Origin of the sequence: Shewanella sp. GutCb (assembly GCF_002836135.1) — a bacterium.
Classification (GTDB): Bacteria; Pseudomonadota; Gammaproteobacteria; order Enterobacterales; family Shewanellaceae; genus Shewanella.
The window spans coordinates 55212-68105 of sequence record NZ_PJBL01000005.1 but is presented as its reverse complement, the minus strand read 5'-3'; the positions used below and the strand labels follow the sequence as shown (position 1 = coordinate 68105).

Annotated in this window: 7 protein-coding genes and 1 tRNA gene; 4 read left to right on the top strand and 4 right to left on the bottom strand. The window is 43.4% G+C overall.

The features are described from left to right. The first annotated feature begins 30 nt into the window (after window positions 1-30). Both CXF86_RS22685 and CXF86_RS05415 read left to right on the top strand, forming a co-directional pair. Window positions 31-123, top strand: a tRNA-OTHER gene (locus CXF86_RS22685). 1637 nt (window positions 124-1760) lie between these two features. Then, window positions 1761-2912 carry a DcaP family trimeric outer membrane transporter gene (locus CXF86_RS05415; RefSeq protein WP_101089701.1) on the top strand — a complete coding sequence of 384 codons (1152 nt, stop codon included), beginning with the start codon at window positions 1761-1763 and terminating at the stop codon, window positions 2910-2912. An 82-nt stretch (window positions 2913-2994) separates the two neighbouring features. Here the strand turns inward: CXF86_RS05415 and CXF86_RS05410 are convergent, their stop codons facing one another. The 3 genes from CXF86_RS05410 to acs all read right to left on the bottom strand — a co-directional run bounded on the left by CXF86_RS05410 (window position 2995) and on the right by acs (window position 7206). Then, window positions 2995-3261 (bottom strand): GrxA family glutaredoxin, encoded by a 267-nt coding sequence (locus CXF86_RS05410; RefSeq protein ID WP_101089702.1) that lies wholly within the window; start codon window positions 3259-3261, stop codon window positions 2995-2997. Window positions 3262-3346: 85 nt separating this feature from the next. After that, window positions 3347-5110, bottom strand: coding sequence for a DNA repair helicase RadD (locus CXF86_RS05405; protein ID WP_102038534.1), 1764 nt, complete (start codon window positions 5108-5110; stop codon window positions 3347-3349). Between the two features lie 143 nt (window positions 5111-5253). Then, window positions 5254-7206, bottom strand: coding sequence for an acetate--CoA ligase (gene acs, locus CXF86_RS05400; RefSeq protein ID WP_101089704.1), 1953 nt, complete (start codon window positions 7204-7206; stop codon window positions 5254-5256). Between the two features lie 173 nt (window positions 7207-7379). On the opposite strand from acs, the gene CXF86_RS05395 reads away from it, so the two are divergent. Then, window positions 7380-10808 (top strand): PAS domain-containing hybrid sensor histidine kinase/response regulator, encoded by a 3429-nt coding sequence (locus tag CXF86_RS05395; RefSeq protein ID WP_101089705.1) that lies wholly within the window; start codon window positions 7380-7382, stop codon window positions 10806-10808. Between the two features lie 55 nt (window positions 10809-10863). Here CXF86_RS05395 and CXF86_RS05390 read toward each other — a convergent pair whose 3' ends face one another. Continuing rightward, a complete protein-coding gene (locus CXF86_RS05390; RefSeq protein WP_101089706.1) occupies window positions 10864-11196 on the bottom strand; it encodes a hypothetical protein in 333 nt (110 codons plus the stop codon). 401 nt (window positions 11197-11597) lie between these two features. Between CXF86_RS05390 and CXF86_RS05385 the strand changes: the two genes are divergently transcribed. Beyond that, complete coding sequence (locus CXF86_RS05385; RefSeq protein ID WP_102038533.1) at window positions 11598-12887, top strand: NAD(P)/FAD-dependent oxidoreductase; 1290 nt, start codon at window positions 11598-11600, stop codon at window positions 12885-12887. Window positions 12888-12894 lie beyond the last annotated feature (7 nt).

Genomic DNA, 12894 nt, shown 5'->3' with positions numbered 1-12894 from the left:
CCAGGTGGTAAAATGGAGACGGTAAAGATAGGTTAGCTCAGTTGATGCTTTGAATAAGAGCATAGTTGGCTTTACTCTTAACTACCACATTGGTCGAAGGTTTGAATCCTTCAGGGCCCACCACTTCTCTTGGTGAATCAATATTAGAGACGTTAGTAAAAGATTCAGTTGCTGCATCTTAATAAAGTACGCAGTTAGCTTTACTCTTAACCACCATCTTGTTCGAATCCTTCACGACCCATCACTTCTTTGTTCAAATCATATAAATCAATTTTAAATTCTTTATTTCAGCTCCTATTTCAATTGTTCACTTCAAGCCAGTATTTATCCTAGCGACACTCAGCATTCATAAAAGTAATAACAATTAAGTTAGGTTGTGAGCTCTGTTGACACTTGCAGAGTGAATTGGTAGTAGCTTGCTCTTTATCGAGCCATTGCTCGAAAGTTAGAATTCTTCACGACTCAGCACTCTTTGTTTCAATCGTCTATTGAAGCTCTCTGATCAAATGCTCTATTTCAAGTTATACCTTCTAGTCCTACCCCACTAACAACTTCTGATAATTAATAATATTGTTTTGTAACTGTCCTTAAAGTGGCTTGTTTGTCGCTAATAGAAGTAAATTGCTATTTTTTGTTATGATACCAGTTGCATTAAAAGTTTGACCATTCAGCGGGAATTGAAAGCCCTGTAGGCAAGATGAGGATTGCAGCTAATCGTTATTCTCGGCTCTGGCATCCTCGACAATTGCTCCGGCATTAATCAACCTTCGTCCATCCGTGGACTCGTACCTCCTGAATCTGACCGCCAAGGAGGGTGGAAATGTCTTATTTTGTATGGAACAAAATAGACCGTTTAGTCGTATATCCAAAATCCATAACGAAGCTTAAAGGGCTTTGCCATTTACTTTAAACGTCGGCCGCACTGCGTGAACGGCTCAGACTTTCCACTTCTGCTTTGCATTGGCTTAAAAGGGAATAACCATTTCTTCACCAATGCGACTTGAATTGAAAAGTCTGAGGCGATCTGAATTGGTCAAATACGTAGTGTAATTGGTATTATTCTATGTCTTCGCGTCTAGCTTATTTATTCATCACTAATAAAAAGCCAATTTTGCCAATATGACTCCAAAGGGGATCAGTAATTGAAAATACTCCATGTAAAGTGGGAATAAAAATTAACTGAGCTGTTTGGCTATGATTGTTAAGCCAGCAAATGGTCAAAATAGTTCTGGCTCAGTTTTTTCTTTGCTGATAGTCCCGATAGTTTCTATTTTGAACATATTTACGTAGGAAATGAGTAAAGTCAAAAATGGGTATTTTAGCTGTTAGCTTTTTATGACAGAGTTTTATGTGACTAAACAACCAATAATGAGTGAGATAGGTAATGAGTCTGCATAAAATTTCACATATTTCATGACAGTGGTATTGCACTTATTTTGCAGGGTATTTAAATTTTAAATATAACATTTTAAGTTGTTGATTATTATTGTTTTATATCTTTTGTTTTCTAAGACATTTATCTTGCCTCTTATATTTATTCGAATGAAATAATTCGACATTAACACATACTTCTTTTCTAAAAACGCCTCCACTTATTAACACTTTGTATGGTTCTTTACTAATATTGGTGGCGTTAGATGCGGATGTGACTAATTGGTTGTATGTATTCTACCTTTGTCTGATAGACCTATTGCCAATGTTGCCTTGATGTTAAGTCGGTCATATTTCGTAAGGATAATAAAAAATATGGGAGAAAGGGAATGAAACAAGCAAAACTAAGCGTTCTTTGCGCAGCAGCTATTGCGACAATGAGCGTCAGTGCATATGCAGAGACAGATTTTAAATTCGGTGGTTATGTAAAAGCTGATGTGATGTTCAGTGACTACAGCAATGGCGCGCCTGATTCTGGAAGCTTATCTCGTCAGTTTTATGTACCAGGAACAATTTATGGTGATCCGAGTAACGGCAAGCAAGTCGTCGATTTTCAAGCAAGAGAATCACGCTTTAACTTTAAATCTTCTACTGATATTGATGGGCATAAGCTAGTTGGGTTTATTGAACTTGATTTTATGACACATACCGATGGCAACGAGCGAGTATCAAATAGTTACTCTCCTCGTATCCGCCAAGCTTTTGTCAGTTTTGACAATTGGGCTGCGGGCCAAATGTGGACTACCTTTCAAAACCCAGGTGCGTTACCTGAGAACTTAGACTTTGTTGGTGCTGCTGAAGGTACGCCGTTCGTGCGTCAAACCATGGTTCGCTACACCAATGGTGGCTTTCAATTCTCCGCAGAGAATCCTGAAACGACGGTGAATAGTTATCGAAGTGATACAGGTGGTAGCAGTCGAATCACCAGCGGCAGCGGCATGGTGCCTGATTTCGTCGCTCGCTATAACATGAAAACAGAAGGCGGCATGGCGTTCACTTTTGCGGGGTTAGCGCGTGAGCTTAATATTGAACAAGATGGTCTAGACACTTCCGAATTTGGTTATGGTGTGAGCTTCACCGGGGTTATTCCCGTTGGGCAGGATGACATTAAGATGTCAGCAACCTACGGTGATGGTCTAGGGCGTTATATGGCACTTAACTATGCTAATGCGGGTGTATTAGATGCTAATGGTGATATTGAGGTTATCAGCTCATACGGTGGCTATATCTCTTACCGTCACTGGTGGAATGATAAATGGCGTACCAGTATCACGGGGTCAGGTTTTAAAGCGGATAATAATGCGAGTTTAACTGGTGGGTCGGTAAATAAAGATTCTTACTCAGGTTACCTCAACCTATTGTACTCACCTGTGAAACCATTAACGGTGGGTGTTGAGTATATGTATGCTAAAAACACCAAAGAAAATGGCCTTGATGGCGAGTTAAATCGAGTGATTTTCTCAATGAAATATGTGCTGTAGTTGATGAGATAAATAGTTAAGTAAATTGTGTTACACACAAAAAAGGAGGCAATAGCCTCCTTTTTTATTTTAAGCGTTCAACTTATGCCGCAGGCATTAGCTCGTTTGCTCTGACGTATTGTTCAAACTCAGTACATCCGCCAACATGGTCTTTATCGACAAAGATCTGTGGAACGGTTTCAACTGGCTTACCGACTGTTTTTTCAAGATCGGCTTTGCTGATCCCTTCTGCGTGAATATCAACATATTTAAATTTGAAATCATCACGCTTTTCAGTAAGTTGCTCAGCAACTTGTACTGCACGAACACAATAAGGACAACCTGGACGACCGAAAATCACAACAAACATAATAGTTCCTCTAAAATAGCTTGAGCACTTTATAACATAGGCGAGAGATTAGTTCTAATCGATATTTATAGTCGAGTTAATCGTATTATTCATTATCTGAGGGTTGTGTTTGATAACGGCCTCGGTAATCAAAGATAGACTCCAGTAAATCCCAGCCTTTTTTCCCTTTTTTAAGCAACAACAAGTCCGGTTTTCTAAAGCAAAGCGCGTCAGCGGCTAACTCTTGAGCTGAACTATATTTTTTATGCTTCATTCCCGGTGTTTTGCTATGTGGAAAAATAAACAGCGCAAATACGGCTCTTATTTGGGCGGGTGTTTGCATCTTAAAGTAACGACAGAAATCATTGCCTTCGATGTCGATATAACGCACCACTAAACGATCCTTTTCAGGCTCAAGCAACATTGTTTGGCACTTGAATAAGTGATGATGCTTCTGTTGTAACACCTCTTTGAGTCTTTTATCGGGATCAACTAATACGGCTTGGCAATGACCACATACCTTGGCGGCAATGTCGTTCTCTTCGCCGCAATTGGGGCAGGACTTGGAACGAAACCTAAAATCGCACTGTTGTTTACCCTCAGGTGTTTCAATCAAAGCTTGGCAACGTCTGCCAAAATGCTCAATGATATCGCCGTCGTCATCGGTCAAACCCCAAAAGATATTGGCAAAATCACACACAGGGCAATGGACTTGCACAGGCTTACACTTACTGTTGGGTTTAGGTTGGCCAACTTCAGGATAGAAAAGGTCATAGCCGTTTGCAGCGTAATCAATAATAAGGCATTCAGTTTTGTCTTTGTCGATCCTTAAGCCACGCCCAACCATTTGTTGGAACAGACTAACAGAGGCAGTGGGGCGCATAATCGCAATAAGATCCACATGAGGAGCGTCGAAGCCTGTCGTCAGAACGGCAACGTTGACAAGGAACTTTATCTCTTTGGCTTTAAACGCGTGAATGAGAGCGTCTCTATCTTCACTCGAGGTTTTGGCTGTAATCAATGCAGGTTTACAGTCCGCAAGCTTAGCCATGATCTCTTCAGCGTGTTTAACCGTTGCGGCAAAGATAATCACGCCCTGACGATGTTTAGCCAGCTCAATGAGCTGCTTAACAATTGCAGTAGTCGCTCGGCCACAATGGTTGAGTATCGAATTGACCTCGGATCCATTGTATTCACCGGTTGGCGTAGCAGTAAGCTCACTAAAGTCATATTGGGCGCTTAAGCCGTCAAACATTTTTGGCTGACTTAGGAAACCTTGTTTAATCAGTGGACGCATCGGCAGTTCAAAAATGCATTTTTCAAATACAGGTTTTTCGGTATTACCAATTTTGCCATGATAGTGCTGGCGGTAGATCCATCCTAAATCTAAGCGATAAGGAGTAGCGGTTAATCCTAACAGCCTTAAACGCTGATTCTTCGACTTTAAATGGCTTAATAGTTGTTGATACTGACTGTCTTTATCGGGGCTAACGCGATGGCATTCATCGATGATGACAAGACTGTAAGGTTCGTCAAATTGCTCGGGGCGCTTAACTGCGGATTGAATGCTGGCTACGACGGTCTTGCCTGCTGTCGACTTTTGATTTAACCCTGCTGAATATATTGAAGCTTTATCGGTGAGTAAGCCGACTTTTTCGGCATTTTGCGCTACAAGCTCTTTAACGTGCGTCAATACTAATACACGTCCTTTAGCAATTCTGGCTAACTCGGCGATAACAATGCTTTTGCCTGCGCCAGTAGGCAAGACAAGCACGGCAGAGTCGGGGCTGGATTTAAAGTGGGCGATGGCGGCATCAACCGATTGTTGCTGATAATCTCTAAGTTGCACGAGTGAGTTTCCGTTTGGCATGCCATTGGGGGGAGCAGATAACGAAATCATCACACAAATAAGGGGCGACGATAAGGAAAATATTGGCTTCTATCTTTTAGGCATAAAAAAACCCCTCTTAAGAGGGGCTAGGGAAGGTCAAATGGAGAGTGACTGCTTAATGATTACTCACTACGGTTGAGTCGAGACTCAATTAGAGTGTCAATCACTGCTGGATCGGCAAGTGTTGAAGAGTCGCCTAAGTTGGTCACTTCATTTGCGGCAATCTTACGCAGGAATCGACGCATGATCTTGCCTGAACGTGTCTTAGGTAATCCGCCGGCCCATTGAATTAAATCGGGTGTTGCTAACGCACCGATCTCTTTTCTAACCCATTGGCGAAGTTCCTGACGCAGCTCTTCAGTTTCGACAGTGCCGCGGGTGAGCGTGACATATGCATAGATACCTTGACCCTTGATATCGTGAGGGTAACCCACAACAGCGGCCTCAGCGACATCCTTATGGGCCACAAGGGCACTTTCAACTTCAGCAGTACCGAGTCGATGACCTGATACATTAATAACGTCATCAACACGGCCGGTGATCCAGTAATAACCATCTTCATCACGTTTAGCACCGTCACCCGTAAAGTACATGCCTCTAAACGTTTTAAAGTAAGTCAGTACAAAGCGTTCATGATCGCCAAATACGGTGCGCATTTGTCCAGGCCATGAATCTAGAATAACCAGATTACCTTCATTTGCGCCTTCAACGATATTGCCCATGTTGTCAACAAGTGCAGGCTGGACGCCAAAGAACGGACGCGTAGCAGAGCCAGGTTTAGTATCAGTCGCTCCCGGTAACGGGCTGATCAAAATGCCGCCGGTTTCAGTTTGCCACCATGTGTCAACAATAGGGCACTTTTCATGACCAATAACGTCGTTGTACCAGCGCCATGCTTCTGGATTAATCGGTTCGCCTACCGAGCCCATAATGCGCAGTGAACTACCATCAAAGTTATCAAACTGTTCTTTGCCTTCGGCCATTAGGGCACGAATAAGCGTCGGCGCGGTATAAAGAATATTGACCTTATGTCTGTCAACTATTTCGCCTAGTCGGGCAGGGGTCGGATAATTGGGGACGCCTTCGTGAATTAATACGGTTGCACCATTAGCTAACGGGCCATAAACCATGTAAGAGTGACCAGTGATCCACCCTACATCTGCGGTACACCAATACACTTCACCATCTTTGTAATCGAATACATACTCATGAGTCATCGCGGCGTAAACCATGTAACCACCGGTGGTATGTAACACACCTTTTGGATTACCAGTTGAGCCAGATGTGTAAAGTAAAAAGAGTGGGTCTTCAGCGCCCATCTCTTCTGGAACACAATGCTCTGATGCGGTTTCTAGCAAAGATTCCCACCAAATATCACGACCTTCAACCCAATTGATGTCGCCGCCAGTGCGCTTCATTACAATGACTTTTTCAACGCAATCGACATCAGGATGAGCAAGAGCCTCATCGACATTGGCTTTTAGGGGGATAATGCGACCAGCACGTAAACCTTCGTCGGCGGTAATAATGACTTTTGATTTTCCATCAATCACGCGAGATGCGATGGAGTCAGGTGAGAAACCACCAAATACAACAGAGTGAACGGCACCAATACGGGCACATGCGAGCATGGCTACGGCAGCTTCTGGCACCATAGGCATATAAATGGTTACTATGTCGCCGCGTCGAACCCCTTGACTGCGAAGGGCATTGGCAAATTTACATACATCGGCATGTAATTGACCATAAGTGATAGTGCGTTGATCTTTAGCATCATCGCCTTCCCAAATAATGGCGACCTTATCGGCGTTGGTGTCTAAATGTCGGTCTAGGCAGTTAGCTGACGCGTTTAATGTGCCATCATAGAACCATTTTATGGATAAGTTATGGTCATCGAACGAAGTCTTCTTTACCTTAGTGAAAGGCTTCATCCAATCGATACGGTTGCCGTGTTCTCTCCAGAAACCTTCAGGATTTACAATCGACTCTTGGTACATTTTTTTATATTGTTCGTCATTTACAAGTGCGTTTTTAGCGATTTCACTTGGAACTTTGTAGAGAGACGGCATGCTCATTGGGCTTCCCTTATCTAATAATGCGTGAGTTGAGTATGAATTGTGTAAGGGCTACATCTCTATTAGACCTTGGTCTAGTAAAAAAATATCCTTATTTTTTAAATGGTTGTAAATTATTTTTGGCTAGATTTCATTCGTTTTTTACCGCAAAATAGGAAAAAAAAGAGAATCCTATGAATTTGACTGTTCTTGTTGGCACCATCGCCATTGTTTATGTCTGTCTATTGTTCCTCATCGCATGGGGAGCAGAGCGGTGGTTCAGTCGCATCACTAAGCGTATTCAAGCCTGGATCTATGGTTTAAGCCTTGCTGTGTACTGCTCTTCTTGGAGCTTTTTAGGCACAGTCGGGCAGTCAGCCGATGACCTATGGTCTTTTCTTCCTATCTTCATCGGCCCAATTCTCATTTTTACTGTCGGTTTTGGTCTGCTGAGAAAAATGGTGATTGTGTCTAAAGCGCAGAATATTACCTCTGTGGCCGACTTTATTGCCGCAAGATATGGTAAGTCTCAGCTGCTTGCGGCCATCGTGACCTTAATCGCCCTGTTTGGCATCATGCCGTATATTGCGCTGCAACTTAAGGCAATGGTCTTTAGCTTGAATCTTTTTCAGCCGGAAGGATCCTTGTTCGATGGTTCTACAGTGTCGCTGGTCATTACTGGACTATTAGCTGTTTTCGCCATTTTATTTGGGACACGTAAGCTCGATGCAACCGAACATAACCCTGGCATGATACTGGCGATTGCCTTTGAGTCGCTGGTCAAGTTAGGTGCTTTCTTATTGATTGGCGCGGTCATCAGTTTTAGTGTGTTTGACGGTTTCGGCGATATCTGGCAGCAAGCGAGTGCGCAGGGTTTGATCAACAAACCGAATTTACGTGTCGAATCATTAATGCCTGAGTTACTGGTAGGCATGGCGGCTTTTTTATGTATGCCAAGACAGTTCCATGTGATGATGGTCGAGTGCAATGATGAACAAACGATGGTCAAAGCACGGTGGATGTTCCCGCTTTATCTGTTGTTGTTTGGCCTGTTTGTCGCGCCATTAGCGTTAGCTGGAAAGCTATTATTAGGTGACGCCGTTGCTGCTGACACTTATGTGATTAATTTACCACTGGCGCTCGATAAGCCGTGGCTTGCTGTCGTAGCGTTGCTAGGGACGTTGTCCGCAGCCACCGGAATGGTGATCGTCGCGGTAGTGACGATTAGCGTCATGGTGAGTAATGAATGGTTGGTACCATTAATGCTGCGTACAGGGCAGATAAAAGCGAGAAATTTTAGCCAGTTTTCGCAACTGCTGCTTAATGTACGTCGTCTTGCCATCGTGCTGATTCTAGGCTTAGGCTATTTTAGTTATCTTTCGTTTATGGATAATGATTCGCTGTCCTCTTTAGGCATGTTGTCTTTTGGCGCATTTGCGCAATTAGCTCCCGCGTTAATCGGCGGTATGTATTGGAAACATGGCAATCGAAGTGGTGTGTTTTTAGGCCTTGCTGTCGGATTTGGCAGTTGGTGTTATATCTTGTTGCAAGGTGCTGCGGATTCCCCAGGCCTCGTCACCACTGACTTTGCCTTGCTTGATTCGATTAAACCCAATGTTCGCGATATTCTCATCGCTTTGCTCGCTAACTGTGCTTGTTATGTGCTTGGCTCTGTTTGGTTTCGTGCCGGTGTTGCTGAGCGTATGCAAGCCAGTGCCTTTGTCACTCCGGGGCGGTTAAAGAAGGCGACTAACCGCAAGAGTGCGGCGCTTTCTCAGCAAGACCTACTTATCCTCGCGAGTCGCTTTGTTAGCCCAACTCGTGCGTATGAGAGCTTCTCTGGTTTTTCAGAAGATGCAGTAAAGAGCGACAGTTGGCATAAAATAGCCCCGCCTGAATTGATTGAACACACTGAACATATGCTCGCGGGAGTGCTAGGAGCTTCTAGTGCCTCATTGGTTATGGATTCAGTATTACAAGGTCGAGATCTTGCCTTAGATGAAGTGTTTAACCTTGTTGATGAGGCATCTTCTAAAATCATTCTAAGCCAAGATATGCTGCGGGGCGCAATCGAGCATGCATACGAAGGTATGAGTGTGGTGGATAAAGATTTGAATCTAGTGGCCTGGAATTTTAAATATGCTGAACTTTATGATTATCCAGATAATTTTTTGCAGGCAGGCATGCCCATCAAAGAGGTTGTCCGTTTTAATGCTAAGCGTGGCTACTGTGGTATTGGTGAAATTGAGGACCAAGTAGAGAAGCGGGTGCAGCACATGCGAGACGGTACTCAGCATGTGTCAGAGCGGCAACGTAAAGATGGCAAGGTTATCAAGATTCAAGGAAACCCGATGCCTGGTGGCGGTTTTGTTATGACGTTTACCGATATTACCCAATACCGTTTGCAGGCCAAGGCATTACAAGAGTCGAACGAGACACTCGAAGCGAGAGTACAAGAACGTACTTATGAGTTATCGATGCTCAACAGCAAACTGCTGGAGTCAAAAGCGCAAGAGGAGATGGCAAATGCCTCTAAGAGTCAGTTTTTAGCCGCGGTAGGACATGACTTGATGCAGCCCCTAAATGCTGCACGACTTTTTACCGCCTCACTCTCGCAGTATCCAAATTTAGACTTAGAGGCAAAGACAACCTTAAGCCACGTCAATAGTTCACTTAAAATTGCAGGGGAGTTGCTTACCGATTTGCTTGATATCTCTAAATTAGATTCAGGCATGGTAGATGTCAATCGTCGGGATTTTGCTATTGCGGACTTGCTTGATGGTTTAACCGTTGAGTTCCAAGCTATGGCAAAAGACTGCATGATTAAATTTAGCTCAATACCCTGTTCAGCAACCATCAACTCGGACCCTAGTTTGCTAAGACGGGTACTGCAAAACTTCCTCACCAATGCTTATCGCTACGCCAAAGGTAATCGTGTGCTATTGGGTTGCCGTTACCGCGAGACTGAACTTGAGATCCAAGTCTTGGATACCGGCTGTGGTATTGATGAGAGTGAAACTCAGGAGATTTTTAAAGAGTTTAAACGACTCGATAACCCAGAAAGTAAAAGTGTCAATGGTTTGGGGTTAGGTTTAGCGATTGCTGATAGAATAAGCCGTGTTTTAGAGCATGAAATTAGTGTGACTTCAATATTGGGCCAAGGCTCTGTATTTTCTATCAGAGTGCCACTGGGCGAAAAAGTGACGGCGCCAATAGCCAAGAAAATACCGTCTTTATTGCAACCATTAGCGGGCATCAAAGTATTATGCATTGATAATGAAGAGGCTATCTTAGCCGGGCTTGAGAGTTTATTGACGCGTTGGCAATGTGAAGTGATTTGCGCCAGTGATTTTGCTGATGCTCGAATTAAATTAGGCCTTAAAGGGGTCGCGCCTGATATCGTTCTTGCCGATTATCACTTGGATAACAATCAAAATGGGGTCGATGCAATGGACGGTGTACGTAGTCTTTATGGCGAGCATTTACCAGGCATTTTGATTACCGCCAATACGCGTAAAGATTTGATTGATGATGTACATGCTCGTGGTTATCACTACATGGCTAAAATGGTCAAACCTGCTGCGCTAAGAGCCTTGATTTCAAGCTTGATAAGAAAAGGGTAGTATAGATATAAAAATGGCACACTGATTAAGCGTGCCATTTTCTATCAATGACTTGTTACTCAACTTTTACTGGCGTTAAACCTTTATCACGAGAATCTACTGCACTTTCGACATCAAATCCGCCTGTTTTCCAACTGTTGGCTTCTTTAGCATCAAAAGATTGGTTCTTCCAGTTACTGGCATTCGTTAGGTTAAAGCCTTGTTTTGACCAACTTTCAGATTGCTCTGGGCTAAATCCACCGCCTTTCCATGCTTGAGCTTGTTCAGCGTTAAAACCAATATCTTTCCATGCTGCAATGTCTCGCTCAGACATGCCTTTCCACGTGGCAGGCGATGACGCACAGGCACTGAGGGCGAAGATCACAATAGCTAAACCGAGTTTTTTCATATCACAGTCCTTCTTTTGAATCGTTACTTAATCTGCCGAACCTGCAGAGAGCAATCCCTGAATACCTATCGACAATGAATTTGTATCATTTTTAAGCTATACCGTTCGCCATCGACGCGCCTTGGGATGAAATCCCAGCACTTTGAACTCATCACCATTTAATGATTAGGGTATTAAACGCTTACTATTGAAGATAGTCGCTGAAATATCACTCGACAAGTTATAGCTTCGAATAGACTAAACAGCCCTCAGTCTGAAGAGAGGTAACAACGGATTAACTTATTTCATCGAGACTAGTATTGGTTTTAAGACTGCTTGACCAAACGATACAGATGGATATACTGAACACAATGTAAAAAATATAAAACAAGAAGTAATCTATTACTCAAAAGGAAATTGTCATGCCAGAACCGCGCTGCAACTCATACTATAACGCTACCATTACAGATGAGACTGATTATCCTCAATTAGAGGGCGATATTCGCGTTGATGTTGTGATTGTTGGTGGCGGTTTTACCGGTGTGGCGACGGCGGTAGAGCTGTGTGAAAAGGGCTATAAAGTCGCAATTGTTGAAGCTAATAAGATAGGTTGGGGGGCGACAGGTCGTAATGGAGGGCAGGTCACCGGTAGTCTTTCTGGCGATGCCGCGATGACTAAGCAATTAAAGAACAAAGTGGGTGCTGAAGCTGAAGATTTTGTGTGGAATATGCGTTGGCGTGGACATGAGATTATTAAAGCCCGAGTCAAAAAATATGCCATTGAATGTGATCTTAAATTTGGCCATTTACACACCGCTTATAAAGCCAGTCATATTGACGAGCTGAAGCAAACCTTCGATGAAGGCTGCCGCCGTGGTATGGAAAGTGAGCTAGCGCTATTATCAAAAGAGCAGTTGCCCGATTACATCAATACGCCTTTGTATCATGCAGGTCTACTTAACAAACGCAATATGCACCTCCATTCAGTCAACCTTTGCATTGGTGAAGCGAGATCTGCTGAAAGTATGGGAGCGCTGATCTTTGAAGGATCAGCTGTATTGAATATTGAAGACGGTATACTGGCTACTGTCACAACTGCAAAAGGCAAAATCACTGCTAATAGCGTGGTGCTAGCGGGGAATGCCTACCATAAATTAGCGCGTAAAAAGCTACGAGGAATGCTGTTTCCTGCATCGCTTGGCAATTGCGCTACTGCACAATTAACGCCTGAGCAGGCGCAAAACCTTATTCCCAAAGATGTCGCAGTTTATGATACTCGCTTCGTATTGGATTATTATCGTTTAACGGCTGATAATCGCTTGATGTTTGGCGGTGGAACCAATTACTCAGGCCGAGATTCAAAAGATGTTGCCAAGGCACTTAGACCGGCGATTGAGCGAACATTTCCTCAGTTAAAAGGGGTCGAAATAGAATACCAGTGGACGGGAATGGCAGGCATAGTGCTAAACCGTATTCCACAACTGGGCAAAGCATCAGCCAATGTTTTTTATTGCCAAGGTTACTCTGGGCATGGCGTTGCAACGTCCCATATCATGGGTGAAATAATGGCCAATGCTGTTGTTGGAGAGCTACAAGAATTTAGTTTGTTTGCTGAAATGTCGCACTTACGGATCCCAGTCAATGAATGGGTTGGAAATCAGGCGCTAGCATTAGGAATGATGTATTACAAAGTGATGGAGAACTTTAGATAGTAAATCA